A 16,555-nucleotide genomic window follows, 5' to 3' on the forward strand; every position below is an offset into this window, starting at 1 on the left:
GATGAATTCTAAAATAGATAAAGATGGATTTTTATTCAATATATTTGGAAGTGTTAGAAAAATAATTGCACTTTTATTGACTATAGTTTTTTGTTACTTAAGTATAGACGGTAAAGTTACTCAAGAACAGTTTATACCCGTATTTAGTATGGTTCTTGGTTATTACTTTGGTCGTTCTACAGCTTTAGATATACCTGGAAAGAAAAAAAACCAAATTGAAAACTCTACAGATATTATTCCACCCACTGATCAAGATGAAGAAGATCAAAAATAATTATATAAATTTACAAATAAGTGCCTATTATAAAAGTTACTAGGCACTATTTTTGTGTAAATAAGTATATCTATAATAAACTAATGTAAAATATATATAATACACAAAAAATATAAAAGGTATATAATTTATACAGTGATAAATTGTTCTGTTGGAGTTGAAAAATAATATACATTAAAATGTTAATGTTAGCAGAAAGGGATGATCATATGGACAAAAAAACAATTTTATCAAAAACCATGTTATTTATTTTCATAGTATCATTTGTAGTTTTTTTCAAAACTATATTTGGAGATGAAAATACACTTGTAGGTGTTACAACTATTACAGCAACATTAATGCTTTTACAAAGAGACCTAACTTTATCACCTCTAAAAAATACATTTAGATTAATAATATTAAACTTATTTATAGGTATAGCATCAGTTTTGGCAGCTTCAAACATGTGGATAGGCATACCAGTAAACTTTATAACTTTATTTACTATAAGTTACTTACTTTGTTATAGTTTAAAAAATTCAATGTACTTACCGTTTTCGTTACAGTATTTATTTTTATTAGCAAATCCAATACCTCAAAGCTTGATACCTATTAGGCTAGCATCATTAGTATTTGGAGCATTGGTTATAATGTTTGCTCAAATAATTGCTAATAAAAATAAAATGAAAAAAAGTGGAGATAGAATATTAATCAATATATGTGATAGCATACTAAATAAAATTGAATTATTAAAAACTAATGAAGATATTAGTTCTTTAAGAGATGATATAAATTTACAATTAAATTCTTTTAGAAGTATGATATATGATAAAAGAGAATCGGATTTTTACTTAACAGAAGAGGCCAGGATAAAATTAAACCTATCAGTTTCTTTAGAATCAATAAATATGTTATTAGATAAAATAAACGATTTATCAGAAGTAGCTTTTATTATAAATAATTTAGAATTATTCTTAGAAGAAGTTAAAGCTGTATTGCAGGATAATAATTACGAAAAATTATCAAAAAAGATGAAATATTTATTAGCTGAATGTGAAAATGAAGGTATAGATGATTTATATTCATTACAAATGCTAGACAGTATAATTTTATTATGTGATAGTATTGGAGAGCTAAGAAAACTAGATAAATCTAGTTTTAATAAGATACATAGAATAGGAAAAAAACCGGAAAATTTCAAGCACAACATATTTAAAATAGCTTTTTCAAAAACTAAATCTATAAGATTTTGTTATGCTATCAGGGTGGCAACAGGTATAACTCTTGGTGCATTTATAATGGATTTTTTTAAATTTACAGAAGGTCGTTGGATAATATTTACATTGTTATCATTGATAAATCCTATTTATGAGGTATCTAAATCAAAGACAAAAGATAGAATTATAGCAACATTGATAGGATCTGTAATTATATTAGTGCTATTTGGAATTTTTAAAGACTCTACAAGCAGATTAGTTATAATAATGTTAACTGGATATATATCTAATTATACTGTTCAATATAAATATAGTATGATATGTACTACGGTATCGGCTATAGGATCAGCTGCTTTGGTAGGAAATGTACAGGAATTAACAATAGATAGAATTTTATTCGTTTTAATTGGTATGGCTTTAGCTATATTAATTAATAAGTTTGTACTGCCTTATAGACTAGAGGATTCTATAAATGAATTAAAAAAAATGTATGATAGTGTAATTAAAGAAATGATAGCAGAAATATACAATATTGCTAATGGAAATAAACAGATAAATACTATCAAAAACTTATTTATAATAACTTCATTTATAGAAAATAAAGCTATGATGAATAGTCAAATATCAAAAAATGAAATAAGTGGGAAAATAATAAATGAACAAAGACTATTAGTTACAAATGTATATGAGTTATACACTTGGATAGCTAAAGAAAAGATAAACCCTAAATATGCAAATCAAATTTTGTCATCTGTAAATCAATTGATAATAAATCAAGGAGAGTCTTTAGAGAATAAATTTGATACAATACAAAAATATATAAGTGAAATTAACGATTTAAAAACAAAAATAACACTAAGTAGTGTATTAATAATATTACAAGAAATAAAAGAAATACAAAATTTAAATTTAAAAGCTCAGATTTAATCTTCTGAGCTTATTTCTGTTAACACTTCTCTTAAATTTTCTAAAGAAATAAGTAGCTTATCTTTTTGACCTTCTGGTAAAGGTGATAATCTTTCTTTTAAAGTTAATTTAACGTTTTCAAATTTTGCATCTAAATAAGTATGTCCTTTTTCTGTCAAATCAATATTTATAATTCTTCGATCTTTTTGGTCTGGAAATCTTTCTATCATGCCTTCATCTATAAGTTTATTTAAAAGTTTGGTCATATTAGGGGTTGAAATTAATAATTTTTTTGCTACCTCAGATATAGGTTGCTTACCAGTATCTTTTAAAACTGCCATTACTTGAAATTGAGAATGATTAAATGTATCATGTGCAAACCCACAATTTCTTCTTATTAATTTTTTCTGAAACAGTGGCATAATAGTTATGAAATTGTGAACTATTAATTCTAATTTTGTATCATTCATTAATAAATACCTCCATTGTATTATTCTTATTATAATACATTAAATTATACTTAAGTTGCATTTTAAGAGACTAAATATATAACGTACCTACTATAGGTTTTATAATTAAATATAATTTTTAACAATGACTCTATAAATTACTTAAAGCAATTTGTTATGAACTAAAATTTTAACATTAAAATCATTGTTATGTAAATGTATTTGTATAAATTTTAACTATATAATAAGTAAACATAAGTTGTTAAAAATGTGTAAACGTTATATCAAATACGGCTACAAAAATTTAATATAAAATTCATATTTAAATCATTGACTTTTTTGTAAACTTATATATACTTAAAAAGTATAATAGTTAAAAAATATAACTATTAATTAATATAACTAATAATATTATATACTAAAATTATTTTCAATAGATAAAAAATATAATTTTTTTAGTTTATATTTAAATTTAAGTAATATGGAGGCAGAGGACGAGGAATGTTTAAGATTTTTAGGTACTTAAAACCATTTATAGTTTCGATTGTGGCAGTAGTTATGCTACTAGTAGTTCAAGCGGTATGTGATCTTTCATTGCCAGACTATACATCAAATATTGTAAATGTTGGAATTCAGCAAAGTGGTATAGAAAATGCAGTTCCTAAAGTGATTCGTGAAAGTGAATTAAATAAAAATACACTGTTCATGAATAATAGTGATAAAGAAAAAATAGAAGAAAGCTACACATTATTAGATAAAAATAAATTGAGTAAAGAAGAGTATGATAAAGAAGTAAAGCAGTATCCAGCTCTTAAAAAGCAACCAATTTATAAATTAAATACTAAAGATGAAGCAACTATTGATGAACTTAATAAAATAATGAGTAAATCAATGATGAGAGTAGCTGGTATTGAAATGGCAAGTGAAAAAGGAGCAATTCCAAATATTCCTCAAAATATGGATATATGGACAGTTCTTGAGCAAATGCCTGCAGATCAGTTAAATCAAATGACTAAAGAAATAGATAAAAACATAAATAAATTAGATGATAGCATGTTAACTCAAGCATCAATAAATTCTGTTAAATCAGAATATGAAAAAGTTGGTTTAGATGTAGAAAAATTACAAACAAATTATATATTCAAATCAGGAGGAATAATGCTGTTAGTAGCTCTTATAAGTATGGCTGCAACAGTAACTGTTGGATTCTTAGCAGCAAAAATAGCTGCTGGAATGGGTAAAAATCTTCGAAAGGATGTATTTAGAAAAGTTGTAGGATTTTCTAATGTAGAATTTGATAAGTTTTCTACAGCATCATTGATAACTCGTAGTACTAATGATATACAGCAAATACAAACTTTAATGGTAATGCTAGTTAGAATGGTATTTTATGCTCCTATATTAGGTATAGGTGGGGTAATAAAAGTTTTAGATACTGACACATCAATGGCATGGATAATAGGGGTTGCAGTAGTTGCAATATTATCTCTTGTATCAGTTTTATTTGCTTTAGCAATACCTAGATTTAAAAAAGTTCAAAAGTTAGTCGATAAATTAAACTTAGTAACACGTGAATCTTTAACTGGAATGTTAGTTATAAGAGCTTTTGGTACACAAAAAATAGAAGAAGAAAGATTTGATGAAACAAATGGACTTCTTAGAAAAACAAACACATTTGTTAATCGTATAATGTCAATGATGATGCCTATGATGATGTTAATAATGAACATCATAACTATATTAATAGTATGGGTAGGTGCTCATAATGTTGATGCTGGATCTATGCAAGTTGGGGATATGATGGCATTTATACAATATGCTATGCAAATAATAATGTCATTCTTAATGATATCAATGTTATCTGTAATATTACCAAGAGCATCTGTATCAGCTACTCGTATAAGTGAAGTGTTAAATACGGACATAAGTATAAAGGATACTAAGAATACTAAAAAACTTGATGAGTCAAAAGAAGGATATGTAGAATTCAAAAATGTATCATTTAAATATCCAGATGCAGAAGATGATGTAATAAGTGACATAAACTTTACTGCTAAGCCAGGTGAGACTACAGCATTTATAGGAAGTACAGGTAGTGGTAAGTCTACACTTATAAATTTAATACCTCGTTTCTTTGATACAACTTCAGGGGAAGTATTAGTAAATGGAGTCAATATAAAAGAAGTAAGTCAACATGAACTTAGAGATAAAATAGGATATGTCCCTCAAAAAGGAGTTTTATTCTCGGGAACTATAGATAGCAATATAAGATATGGTGTACAAGATGCGACTAAAGAAGAAATAGAAAAAGCATCAACAATAGCTCAAGCTATGGAGTTTATACAAGATAAACCAGATAGATTTGAAACTGAAATAGCTCAAGGTGGTACTAATGTGTCAGGTGGTCAAAAACAAAGACTTTCAATAGCTCGTGCTTTAGCTAAAAAGCCAAGAATATTTATATTTGATGATAGTTTCTCTGCTTTAGATTTAAAGACTGATGCAAAGCTTAGAAGAGATCTAAAGCCTGAAACTAAGGACTCAACAGTATTAATTGTAGCTCAGAGAATAAGCACTATAATGAATGCAGACCAAATTATAGTTCTTGATGAAGGTAAGATGGTAGGTAAAGGTAAACATGAGGAACTTCTACAGGATTGTGAAGTATACAAACAAATAGCACTATCTCAGCTTTCAAAGGAGGAGTTAGCACATGAGTAATCCAAGAGGAAAAAGAGCAGGAGGTCCAATGGGTGGCCCTATGGGTCACGGCATGGGTGGAACTGAAAAAGCAAAAGACTTTAAAGGAACAATGAAAAAATTATTACAACATTTAAAGCCATATAAGATAGCTATGATATTTGTTGTAATATTTGCAATAGGAAGTGCAGCTTTTAATATAGTTGGACCTAAAATATTAGGTAATGCAACAACAGAAATATTTGAAGGGTTAGTTAATAAGGTTAGTGGAACAGGTAATGGAATAGACTTTGATTCTATATTAAAAACATTAACTATGTTAGCTGTATTATATGTTATAAGTGCAGTATTCTCATTTATACAAACTTTTGTAACATCAGATATATCTCAAAAAGTATCTTATAACTTAAGAAAAGAAATATCTGAAAAAATAAATAAATTGCCTCTTAATTATTTTGATAAAAAAACTCATGGAGAAGTTTTATCAAGAGTAACTAATGATGTAGATGCAATAAGCCAAAACTTAAATCAGATATTATCTCAGATGATAACATCAATAACAACTATTATAGGTGTACTTATAATGATGTTATCGATAAGTGTAAGTATGACATTAGTAAGTTTAGTGATAATACCTATGTCTTTAGTATTTATAATGATAGTAGTAAAAAAATCACAAAAACACTTTAAATCACAACAAGAATATTTAGGTCATACAAATGGTCATGTAGAAGAGATTTATAGTGGTCATACTATAATGAAAGCATTCAATGGTGAGGAAAAAGCTATAGCTGAATTTGATGAGCTAAATGATACTTTATATAACTCAGCTTGGAAGTCTCAATTCTTATCAGGAATGATGATGCCAATAATGGCATTTATAGGTAACTTAGGATATGTAATGGTTGCCATAATGGGTGGATACCTAACAATAAAGAAAACTATACAAGTTGGTGATATATTATCATTTATCCAATATACTAAGTCATTTACTCAGCCTATAGCTCAAAGTGCTCAGATAGCTAATGTAATGCAAGCAACAGCAGCTGCAGCTGAAAGAGTATTTGAATTTTTAGGAGAAGAAGAGGAAGTGGTTGATACAACAAATCCTGCTTCAACTGAAAATATAAAAGGTGAAGTTGAATTTAAAAATGTTCACTTTGGATATAACGAAGATCATACAATAATAAATGATTTTTCTGTTAATATAAAACCAGGACAAAAAGTTGCTATAGTAGGTCCAACAGGAGCTGGTAAAACAACTATAGTAAAATTACTTATGAGATTCTATGAATTAAATAGTGGTAATATACTAATAGATGGTCATGATTTAAAAGATTTCACTCGTGATGATTTAAGAAGTATGTTTGGTATGGTATTACAAGATACGTGGTTGTTTAATGGTAGTATCATGGAAAATATCAGATATGGTAAACTAGAAGCTAGCAATGATGATGTAGTAAAAGCTGCTAAATTAGCTCATGCACATCACTTTATAAAAACATTAGCTGATGGATATAATATGGAAATAAATGAAGAAGCTAATAATATATCTCAAGGTCAAAAACAGTTATTAACAATAGCTAGAGCAATACTTGCAGATCCTAAGATATTAATACTTGATGAAGCAACAAGTTCTGTAGATACACGTACAGAAGTACTAATACAACAAGCAATGGAAAATCTTATGGCAGATAGAACAAGCTTTATAATAGCTCATAGACTATCAACAATAAGAAATGCAGACTTAATATTAGTAATGAAAGATGGAGATATAGTAGAACAAGGAAGTCATGAAGAGTTATTAAAGACAAATGGGTTCTATTCAGAACTTTACAATAGCCAGTTTGAAGAAACTGAAGCTTGCTAAGAATAAATAATTTTAATTAAACACCTATTTAGTTAAAGTAGTCTAATACAAGAATACTTTTAACTAAATAGGTGTTTTTTACGCTTAAGTAATTCACGATACTTCAAAAACTGTTTATAAATTATAAATCATAGTCATGCCAATACATTTATGAAAGTAAAAAATGACATTTTGAGCAACGGACGAAGTTGTTGGCGATAGGAGGGAAGCGACTTTTTTATTAGTAAAAATTTATTTGAATTTATGGTTGTATAAAAAGTAAATTTAACATATAGATACTTATAAAGAGAGACATACAGTTAAAATACAAAAAGACAAATACAAAAGACAAAATTACAAATACATAAAAGATAAAGGATACTACAATTAAATTATAAAAAGGAACGATTTCCTGAAATTGTAGAACGAGTAATCATATTTAATTTATAAGGGGTGGAGATTATGCCAAATATAGTACTAACAAGAATTGATAACAGATTGATACATGGTCAAGTAGCCACAATGTGGTCATCAAGTGTTGGAGCCAACTTGTTATTAGTTGCTAACGATGAAGTTGCAACTAATGAATTTAGACAGGGACTTATGGATATGGCAGCGCCGAGTTTTGCTCAAACAAGATATTTTAGTATAGAAAAAACTATAAATATAATACATAAAGCAAGTGATGCTCAACACATAGCAATAATATGTGAGAATCCTCAAGATGTACTTAAATTAGTACAGGGAGGAGTACCTATAAAAAAAGTTAATATAGGAAATATGCATATGGCAGAAGGTAAAAGACAAGTATCTAAGGCTGTATGTGTAAATGATGATGATGTCAAAGCATTTAAGAAACTTAAGGAATTAGGGGTAGAGCTAGAAATCAGGAGAGTTCCTAGTGAGTCTGCTGAGAATATAGATGAATTATTTAAATAAGGGGGTAAATGTTTATGGAATTAAGTTTTATCCAGATTGGTCTTATTCTAATAGTAACAATGATAGCTGCAGTGGATCAATTCAATTTCTTGGAGTCTTTATATAGACCTATAGTGATTGGACCGATAGTAGGGGCTATAATGGGGGATTTACAAACAGGACTTATAGTTGGTGGTTCTTATGAACTTATGATGATAGGAGCGATGCCTGTTGGAGGGGCTCAACCACCAAATGCTGTTATAGGTGGAATAATGGCTACAGTATTTGCTATTCAATCAGGACTAGATACTGCAGCAGCATTACCTTTAGCAATACCATTTGCATTACTTGGTCAATATGCTGTTACAGCGTTATTTACAGTAATGTCACCTTTAATGGGATTATGTGATAAGGCAGCAGAAGAAGGTAATCCAGCTGGTATAGATAAAGTTAACTATATGGCTATGGGAATATTAGCAGTATTATTTGCATTAATAGTTTTAGCTGGATTATTAGCAGGTCAAACGATAGGAGAAACTTTAACTAAAGTATTACCTATACAAGTTTGGAATGGATTAACTGCAGCTGGAAAAATGATGCCTGCACTAGGATTTGCAATGTTACTTAAAGTTATGTTAAGCAAAGAATATGCAATATTTATGATATTAGGATTTGTATTAGTAGCATATGGAAAATTACCACTTTTAGCTATAGCTATGGTAGGTATAGCAGCAGCAGTTTATGACTTCCACATAAGTATGAAAACTAAAAATACAGGAGGAGGTATGACAGATGGCATCTAATACTGAAACTATGATGAGAGGACAGAAAGAATATATAGACAAAACTGAAGGTCAAAACCTTGATAATAAGACGTTAAATCAAATGGCTTGGAGATCTATGTTTTTACAAGCATCATTTAATTATGAAAGAATGCAAGCTGGAGGTTGGTTATATTCAATACTTCCAGGATTGAAGAAAATACACAAAAATAAAGAAGATTTATCAACATCAATGAAACATAATTTAGAGTTTTTTAACTGCCATCCATTTTTAATAACTTTCGTTATGGGAATAGTATTATCTCTTGAGCAAAAAAAATCAGATGTTCAAACTATACGTGCTTTAAGAGTTGCGGCAATGGGTCCTCTAGGTGGAATAGGAGATGCAATATTCTGGTTTACCCTATTACCAATATCAGCTGGTATAGGAGCCAACCTTTCTCTTCAAGGTAGTATTTTAGGACCGATTATATTCTTTATATTATTCAACGTTGTTCATTTAGGATTGAGATTTGGATTGATGCATTGGTCATATAAAGTAGGTGTTGAAGGAATAGCTAAGCTTACTAAAAATGCTAAGGAATTTACAAGAGCAGCTACAGTACTTGGGATGATAGTTGTAGGCGCTTTAATAGCTTCATATGTAAGTGTAACATTAGTTACTCCAGAATACTTAAGCATGTCAGGTACTATAGATTTACAAAAAATATTAGATTCTATAATGCCGTGTTTACTACCTCTTGCTGTAACATTTGGTATGTATGGATTAGTTAAGAAAAATGTATCTCCATTAATAAATATATTAGTATTAGTTGTAATAGGTATAGCAGGTGCATTTATAGGTATATTCTAGGGGGATAAAAATGATTATAATAACTGGTCATGGAAAGTTTGCATCAGGATTAAAAACTAGCTTAGATTTAATAGTAGGAAATTATGATTTTGTAAAACCTATAGATTTTACGGAAGAAAAATCTCCAGAGAGTTTAAAATCTGAAATGAAAACATTTGTAGAGAGTATAGAAGATAAAGTATATATTTTTACAGACTTAGTAGGAGGAACTCCATTTAAAGTAAGTAGTGAGTTAACTCTAGAACATTCAAATATAGAAGTTCTTTGTGGAACTAATTTGCCAATGCTTGTAGAAGCTACAATGATGGTGTCTTTAGGATGTGATTTGGATAGTGAATCTATAAAAGATGCTGGGGTGAATAGTATAAGGCCACAAGTAAAAAAAGTAGTATTTTCAGAAGATGGAATATAATTCATATTAATAAAAAGAGATACCTTAGGTATCTCTTTTGTTTTTTGGGAAAAATGATATACTGAATATAAAAATATTTAGGAGGAAAATTATGAAAAAAATATTATCGATAATGATTGCAATTATTTTAGTTGTATTTAGTGTAGTTGGTTGTTCGAAAAAAACTAATGAAGTCGTCAAAAAAGACGTCTTAAGTAAAACTCAAGATGAAATTATTGAGTCGGCAAAAGGAAGTACTGTTAGTTTTTATGGTTATGGTGGAGATGAGGTAATGAACAAATGGTTTGACAAAAATGTAATACCTCAAATGAAAGAAAAGTATGATATTACAGTTAAAAGGGTTGGAATGGATATTGATAGTATACTCAACCAATTAATAACTGAAAAACAAGTTAAAAATGCTGATGGAACCATAGATGTAGTATGGATAAATGGAGAAAACTTTAAAAATGCAAAAGAAAATGATTTATTATTAGGAGCATTTACTAAAAAACTTGAAAACTTTGAAAAATACGTAGATACAAAATCAGATGATATTACTGTTGATTTTGGTACAAATACTTCTGAGATGGAAGCTCCTTGGGGTAAATCTCAGTTTACTATATTAAAAAATAATAAAAATGTAAATGAAAGTATAAAAAGTGCAGATGAACTAAAAAAAATAATAAAAAAATATCCAGGTAAATTTACATATCCAGCATTACCTGATTTTACAGGAAGTGCATTTGTAAGAAATATAATTTATGATGTTGTAGGATATGAAAATATAAAAAATCTACCAGAGGATGAAGCTAAAGTTAAAGAAGCTATAAAGCCAGCAATAGATTATTTAAATGAAATAAAGCCATATCTATGGAATAAAGGTACTACATATCCATCTACATTATCACAATTAGATAATATGTATTCAGACAATGAGGTTTATTTTACAATGACATATGCACCATCAAGTGTATCTAAGAGAATAGAAAGTGGCGAATTTAATAAAGAAACAAAAACAATTAAATTTGATAAAGGAAACTTAGGAAATACTCACTTTTTAACTATTCCAAACACAAGTCCAAATCCTGACGGTGCAATAGTTTTAATTAATTACTTATTAGGGTTAGAAGCTCAATCTTCAAAATCAAATATAAATAATTGGGGCGATGCATCGATTATAGATATTAGTAAGTTAAATAATGATGATAAGAAGATGTTTGACAACTCTATAGTAATAGAAAATTCAGTTCCAGAGCTAAAGGCTGGACTAGTACCAATAATAGAGAAAATATGGACTGAAGAGGTTCTAGAAAGTGCTAAATAAAATAAAACCATATATATATATAACTCCCGTAACGATGCTACTAGCTTTTGTTATGGGAGTTGGAATATTCACTTGTGTAGGACAAAGTTTGGGATATTTTCCTCAAATTGGATTAAATGATTTGACATTTAAATACTATGAGGAAATATTTAGAGATAAAACTTTTATTAGGTCTTTTTTATTTACATTAAAAGTTTCTTTGATATCATCTGCTATATCTGTTTTTATAGGAGTTTTAGTTTCCTATTTTTTATCTAAAACTAAACATACTAAATTTAGAGAAGCAATATTTAAATTACCTATAATAGTTCCACATATTGTAGCTGTAGTAATTGTAATTATTATATTTTCACAAAGTGGAATTATATCTAGATTATTATATAATTTAGGGATAATAAATGATTCATCTCAATTTATGCAATTAGTATTAGATAAAAAAGGATTGGGAATTATTATGACATACATATGGAAAGGTATTCCATATGTGATAATAACAGTATATAGTATTTTAAAATCTAAAAGTGAAAAAATGGAGTTAGCAGCTAAAAATTTGGGAGCGAGTGAAATACAAGTATTTAAACGTATAGTTCTGCCAACAGCTATGCCTAGTATGATATCATCTTTTTTGATATTATTTTCATTTTCATTTGGATCATTTGAAGTGCCATTTTTAATTGGGCCATCATCCCCAAAGACACTTCCGGTATATGCATATTTAATATATTCCAGCTCTGATTTATGCCAAAGACCGCTTGCGATGGCAATAAATGTAATAATATCATTATCAAGTATTATTTTATTAATTTTATATAATAAAGTATTTAATAAACTATATAAATTTAAAGTATAGGAGTTTTTATGAGCAATAAATTAAAAAAATTAGTTATATATTTGGCAATGCTAAGTATATTTGTTCCAATAATAATTCTTGCAATATGGGGATTTACTAGTTCTTGGGTATATCCAAAGTTAACACCAAGTGAGTATTCGTTAAGAGGAATAGAATATATTTTAAATAAAGAAAATTTAAGAACTATGGTAAATAGTTTGATTATAGCTATTGTGGTATCTTTAATTACCATTTTAATTACTGTACCGGCAGCGTATTCTTTAACTATATACAATTTTAAAGGAAAAAAATTAATAGAATTATTGATACTATCGCCGATAATAATTCCATTGATTTCAGTTGCTATGGGAATACACATAACTTTTTTAAAATTAAATATAGCAAATACACTATTAGGTGTAATTATTATAAATATTATTCCCTGTATCCCTTATTCCGTAAGAATACTTAGCGATACTTATAAAATTATAGGCAATAAGTTTGAAATACAGGCAAAAACTTTAGGAGCAAATAAAAAAGAAATTTTTATAAAAATTACACTACCGCTCTTAGCTCCAGGGATTATGAGTGCATTCAGTATGTGTTTTATAATTTCATTTAGTCAATATTTTTTAACGATGCTTATAGGTGGAGGTAAAATTATAACTTATCCAATGGTTATGTTTCCATATATACAAAGCGGAGATAGACTTTTATCATCCTTGTATAGTTTAGTATTTATAGCTATAAGCTTAATAGTATTATTTATCATGCAAAGTATAGTTAATAAATTTTTTAAGTCTCAAATTAAATTAATAGATTAAACTAGAGAGGAAATAGAATGTCTGAAGTTAAAATTTTAAGTGTGAGTAAATCATTCAACTCAAGTAAAGTATTAAATAATATAAATATTGATATAAAAAATGGAGAATTGATATCTTTGTTAGGTCCATCAGGTTGTGGTAAAAGTACGACATTGAAATTAATAGCAGGCATATTAAATCCAGATGAAGGAGATATCTTGTTTGATAATAAATCAGTTTTAAAATTAAAAACAGAAAAAAGAGATGCAGCAATTGTTTTTCAAGAATATCTTTTATTTCCTCATATGAATATATATGAGAATATAGCATTTGGACTAAAAGTAAAGAAAATACCTAAAAAAGATGTTGATTCCAGAGTATCAGAATTACTAGAAACAATAAAATTATCAAGTGAAAAATATAAATATCCATCAGAATTATCAGGAGGACAGAAACAGAGGGTTGCTATAGCTAGAGCTTTAGCTATAAATCCAAAGATATTATTATTAGATGAACCTTTTTCAAGTTTAGATATAAACTTGAGAAATGAGATGAGAGAATTTGTTTTAGAGATTCAAAAGAAATATAATATAACTACAGTATTAGTGACCCATGATAAAGAAGAAGCATTAATCATGAGTGATAGAATAGCTGTAATGTTAGATGGAGAAATAAAACAATTTGATACGCCCTATAATTTATATAAAAGCCCAAAAACAAAAGAAGTTGCAAACATATTTGGTGAAAGAAATTATATAAAAGGCAAACTAATTAATGGAGTATTTAAGGCTGATAATATAAATATAGATTTAAATAACAATGAGAGTTATGAAGAAATAGAAATAATGATATCTAAAGAAGATATAATTTTGGATGAAGCAAAAGAAAATAATTGTAATATAGCTACTATTGCAAAAAAAAGATATGTGGGAGATAAGACTTATTATGAGGTCAAATATAATGATTATACATTAAAGTTATCAAGTACTAATGATGGTTTAGAAATTGGAGATAATATGAGTTTGAAATTTAATTCTCATAATATAAAATATTTTTGTGAAAAATAGCTATAGATTTAATGAATACAAAAATATATATTATAGAAAAAAACAATAATAACTATTATTTTAGCTTTGATATAATAAAAATCGAGTATGCATAATATAGGAGGTCAAGATGAGGATATCTAAGAAAACAAAATCACTATTGGTTGGAGCAGTAATGGTTTTAACATTAAGCAGTATAGTAGGATGTTCTTCTCAAGAGAAGGCAAGTTACACTAATGTAGATGGAAAGCAAACAGAAGAAATGATAAGTAGTAAAGATGATTTATTATTAATAGATGTTAGACCATCAGAAGAATATAAGACTGGATATATAGAAAATAGCATAAATATACCATATGATGAAATAGAAAAAAGAATGGATGAAATTGCTGATTATAAAGATAAAACTATAGTTTTATACTGTAATACGGGAAATAAAAGTGAAAAAAATGCAAAATTACTAGCAAATAATGGATTTAAACATGTTTATAATGCAACTGACGGTGTGAAGGAGTATGATTATAAATTAATAAAATAGATAAAAGCTGCCTTGAAAATTTTTAAGGCAGCTTTTTTACGCTTAAGGAATTTATGATACTTTAAAAACTATGTATAAGTTATAAAGCATAGTCATGCCAATACATTTATGAAAGTAAAAAATTACATTTTTATTTAAGTGCGTAGAGCTCAATAATGTATAATTAATTATGATATAAAATATAAAATTAGTGGAGGTAATATGAAAATAGTAGATTCTATATATGGTGAATTTGATATTGATCTTATAATACAAGATTTAATAAATACTAAAGAAGTACAGCGTTTGAAAAGAGTTCACCAAGGCGGTGCAAATTATTTAACAAATCCAAAATGGAATGTTACTAGATATGAACACTCTATTGGAACTATGTTACTTGTTAAAATTTTAGGTGGATCGATAGAGGAACAAATAGCAGCTTTATTACATGATATATCTCATACTGCATTTTCACATTTAGTAGATTTAGTATTAGATAATAAATCTGAAGATTATCATGAGAAAATATACAAAAAAATAATGAATGAATCAGAAATACCTGAAATATTAATTAAATATAATTACAACCCAAATGAAATTTTATTTGATGAAAAAAGATGGACAATATTAGAAAAATCATCACCAGATTTATGTGCAGACAGAATAGACTACACATTAAGGGATATACTTCAGTATGGTGGAATAACTAAAATAGAAATTAACAAATTTATTGAAAGCTTAATAGTTCATAATGGAGAAGTTGTTTTAAATAATATAGAGGCAGCTGAATGGTTTACATCTACGTATTATAAGGAGGTAATAGACTTCTTTATGCATCCACTAAATATATATTCTAATGCAGTACTAGCAAAAGTAATTCAAAGGGCTTTGGATATAGGTGAGATAAATATAAGTGACTTGGAAACTGATGATGAGGTTCTACTTAATAAGTTAAAAAGGATACAAAATAAAGAAATATTGGAATTGATATCTAAAATACATAAAGATGTATGTGTAGAATATGATGAATTAAATTATGATATACATCAAATTCAGAAACTGAGATTAATAGATCCTATGGTACTTATAGAGGGGAAAACAGTAAGGGCTTCGAGTATTTCTACAAAAATTGAAAAAGAAAATAAAATAGCACGAGAGCGTTCTAAAAAAGGAGCTTTTATAAAAATAATTAAATGCTAAGTAAATAAATTTATATTTAATTCGAATGCTCTATCAATAGTTAGGTAGAGTCTTTCGAATTTATAGTTTATATAATTCTAATTGAAAATAAAAAAAGAAAGATAAAAAGTGTTGACATAAAAAAATAAAGATGATATAGTTATAACTGTCCTTAAAAACAGGACAAAATAAGAACTTTGAAAATTAAACAGTAGGTTAATTTATAGAAACAAACATAATTCTTTATAGAATTAAACACAAACAACCAAGCCAGATATTCAGATAATGATTAGCTGAGCAATGGACAACTTTTATTTGAGAGTTTGATCCTGGCTCAGGATGAACGCTGGCGGCGTGCCTAACACATGCAAGTCGAGCGATCTTCTTCGGAAGAGAGCGGCGGACGGGTGAGTAACGCGTGGGTAACCTGCCCTGTACACACGGATAACATACCGAAAGGTATGCTAATACGGGATAACATACTTTTATCGCATGGTAGAAGTATCAAAGCTCCGGCGGTACAGGATGGACCCGCG

Annotated in this window: 15 protein-coding genes and 1 rRNA gene; 15 read left to right on the forward strand and 1 reads right to left on the reverse strand. The window is 27.9% G+C overall.

Annotation, left to right across the window (positions count from 1 at the left end; translation table 11 throughout):
* The first annotated feature begins 1 nt into the window (after nucleotide 1).
* The gene (locus tag BLP75_RS14245; RefSeq protein ID WP_242872444.1) at nucleotides 2–274 is read left to right on the forward strand and encodes a hypothetical protein; all 273 of its coding nucleotides are present in this window, start codon (nucleotides 2–4) and stop codon (nucleotides 272–274) included.
* 209 nt (nucleotides 275–483) lie between these two features.
* On the forward strand, nucleotides 484–2,397 hold the full coding sequence (locus tag BLP75_RS14250; protein WP_170139050.1) for an FUSC family protein: 1,914 nt from the start codon (nucleotides 484–486) through the stop codon (nucleotides 2,395–2,397).
* Here BLP75_RS14250 and BLP75_RS14255 read toward each other — a convergent pair.
* A complete protein-coding gene (locus BLP75_RS14255; RefSeq protein WP_092727211.1) occupies nucleotides 2,394–2,846 on the reverse strand; it encodes a MarR family winged helix-turn-helix transcriptional regulator in 453 nt (150 codons plus the stop codon). The genes BLP75_RS14250 and BLP75_RS14255 overlap by 4 nt on opposite strands.
* A gap of 480 nt (nucleotides 2,847–3,326) precedes the next feature.
* Between BLP75_RS14255 and BLP75_RS14260 the strand changes: the two genes are divergently transcribed.
* The 13 genes from BLP75_RS14260 to BLP75_RS14320 all read left to right on the forward strand — a co-directional run.
* Entirely contained in the window at nucleotides 3,327–5,546 is a 2,220-nt protein-coding gene (locus BLP75_RS14260) for an ABC transporter ATP-binding protein (protein ID WP_092727212.1), read from the forward strand.
* Nucleotides 5,539–7,395: an ABC transporter ATP-binding protein gene (locus BLP75_RS14265; RefSeq protein ID WP_092727213.1), complete on the forward strand. Its 1,857-nt coding sequence runs from the start codon at nucleotides 5,539–5,541 to the stop codon at nucleotides 7,393–7,395. Before BLP75_RS14260 ends, BLP75_RS14265 begins: the two co-directional genes overlap by 8 nt.
* Nucleotides 7,396–7,836: 441 nt before the next feature.
* On the forward strand, nucleotides 7,837–8,313 hold the full coding sequence (agaB, locus tag BLP75_RS14270; protein ID WP_092727214.1) for a PTS galactosamine transporter subunit IIB: 477 nt from the start codon (nucleotides 7,837–7,839) through the stop codon (nucleotides 8,311–8,313).
* A gap of 14 nt (nucleotides 8,314–8,327) precedes the next feature.
* Nucleotides 8,328–9,095 carry a PTS mannose/fructose/sorbose/N-acetylgalactosamine transporter subunit IIC gene (locus BLP75_RS14275; protein WP_092727215.1) on the forward strand — a complete coding sequence of 256 codons (768 nt, stop codon included), beginning with the start codon at nucleotides 8,328–8,330 and terminating at the stop codon, nucleotides 9,093–9,095.
* Nucleotides 9,085–9,927, forward strand: a complete 843-nt coding sequence (locus BLP75_RS14280; RefSeq protein ID WP_330385822.1) for a PTS system mannose/fructose/sorbose family transporter subunit IID — start codon at nucleotides 9,085–9,087, stop codon at nucleotides 9,925–9,927. Before BLP75_RS14275 ends, BLP75_RS14280 begins: the two co-directional genes overlap by 11 nt.
* A 10-nt stretch (nucleotides 9,928–9,937) precedes the next feature.
* Nucleotides 9,938–10,339: a PTS sugar transporter subunit IIA gene (locus tag BLP75_RS14285; RefSeq protein ID WP_092727216.1), complete on the forward strand. Its 402-nt coding sequence runs from the start codon at nucleotides 9,938–9,940 to the stop codon at nucleotides 10,337–10,339.
* Between the two features lie 91 nt (nucleotides 10,340–10,430).
* Nucleotides 10,431–11,645 (forward strand): ABC transporter substrate-binding protein, encoded by a 1,215-nt coding sequence (locus BLP75_RS14290; protein WP_092727217.1) that lies wholly within the window; start codon nucleotides 10,431–10,433, stop codon nucleotides 11,643–11,645.
* Nucleotides 11,635–12,495 carry an ABC transporter permease gene (locus BLP75_RS14295; protein ID WP_092727218.1) on the forward strand — a complete coding sequence of 287 codons (861 nt, stop codon included), beginning with the start codon at nucleotides 11,635–11,637 and terminating at the stop codon, nucleotides 12,493–12,495. Before BLP75_RS14290 ends, BLP75_RS14295 begins: the two co-directional genes overlap by 11 nt.
* Nucleotides 12,496–12,503: 8 nt before the next feature.
* A complete protein-coding gene (locus tag BLP75_RS14300) occupies nucleotides 12,504–13,298 on the forward strand; it encodes an ABC transporter permease (protein ID WP_092727219.1) in 795 nt (264 codons plus the stop codon).
* Between the two features lie 17 nt (nucleotides 13,299–13,315).
* The gene (locus BLP75_RS14305) at nucleotides 13,316–14,344 is read left to right on the forward strand and encodes an ABC transporter ATP-binding protein (RefSeq protein WP_092727220.1); all 1,029 of its coding nucleotides are present in this window, start codon (nucleotides 13,316–13,318) and stop codon (nucleotides 14,342–14,344) included.
* 109 nt (nucleotides 14,345–14,453) lie between these two features.
* Nucleotides 14,454–14,861 (forward strand): rhodanese-like domain-containing protein, encoded by a 408-nt coding sequence (locus BLP75_RS14310; RefSeq protein WP_092727221.1) that lies wholly within the window; start codon nucleotides 14,454–14,456, stop codon nucleotides 14,859–14,861.
* 201 nt (nucleotides 14,862–15,062) lie between these two features.
* The gene (locus tag BLP75_RS14315) at nucleotides 15,063–16,040 is read left to right on the forward strand and encodes an HD domain-containing protein (RefSeq protein WP_092727222.1); all 978 of its coding nucleotides are present in this window, start codon (nucleotides 15,063–15,065) and stop codon (nucleotides 16,038–16,040) included.
* 290 nt (nucleotides 16,041–16,330) lie between these two features.
* Nucleotides 16,331–16,555, forward strand: a 16S ribosomal RNA gene (locus BLP75_RS14320); the annotation flags it as partial.

The sequence above is a fragment of the Romboutsia lituseburensis DSM 797 genome (assembly GCF_900103615.1).
GTDB classification, from domain to species: Bacteria; Bacillota; Clostridia; order Peptostreptococcales; family Peptostreptococcaceae; genus Romboutsia_F; species Romboutsia_F lituseburensis.

Bases quoted from the DNA above. Each gene is read 5' to 3' on its own strand.
- BLP75_RS14245 (WP_242872444.1), top strand. From the start codon at position 2: ATGAATTCTAAAATAGATAAAGATGGATTTTTATTCAATATATTTGGA.
- BLP75_RS14250 (WP_170139050.1), top strand. From the start codon at position 484: ATGGACAAAAAAACAATTTTATCAAAAACCATGTTATTTATTTTCATA.
- BLP75_RS14255 (WP_092727211.1), bottom strand. From the start codon at position 2,846: ATGAATGATACAAAATTAGAATTAATAGTTCACAATTTCATAACTATT.
- BLP75_RS14260 (WP_092727212.1), top strand. From the start codon at position 3,327: ATGTTTAAGATTTTTAGGTACTTAAAACCATTTATAGTTTCGATTGTG.
- BLP75_RS14265 (WP_092727213.1), top strand. From the start codon at position 5,539: ATGAGTAATCCAAGAGGAAAAAGAGCAGGAGGTCCAATGGGTGGCCCT.
- agaB (WP_092727214.1), top strand. From the start codon at position 7,837: ATGCCAAATATAGTACTAACAAGAATTGATAACAGATTGATACATGGT.
- BLP75_RS14275 (WP_092727215.1), top strand. From the start codon at position 8,328: ATGGAATTAAGTTTTATCCAGATTGGTCTTATTCTAATAGTAACAATG.
- BLP75_RS14280 (WP_330385822.1), top strand. From the start codon at position 9,085: ATGGCATCTAATACTGAAACTATGATGAGAGGACAGAAAGAATATATA.
- BLP75_RS14285 (WP_092727216.1), top strand. From the start codon at position 9,938: ATGATTATAATAACTGGTCATGGAAAGTTTGCATCAGGATTAAAAACT.
- BLP75_RS14290 (WP_092727217.1), top strand. From the start codon at position 10,431: ATGAAAAAAATATTATCGATAATGATTGCAATTATTTTAGTTGTATTT.
- BLP75_RS14300 (WP_092727219.1), top strand. From the start codon at position 12,504: ATGAGCAATAAATTAAAAAAATTAGTTATATATTTGGCAATGCTAAGT.
- BLP75_RS14305 (WP_092727220.1), top strand. From the start codon at position 13,316: ATGTCTGAAGTTAAAATTTTAAGTGTGAGTAAATCATTCAACTCAAGT.
- BLP75_RS14310 (WP_092727221.1), top strand. From the start codon at position 14,454: ATGAGGATATCTAAGAAAACAAAATCACTATTGGTTGGAGCAGTAATG.
- BLP75_RS14315 (WP_092727222.1), top strand. From the start codon at position 15,063: ATGAAAATAGTAGATTCTATATATGGTGAATTTGATATTGATCTTATA.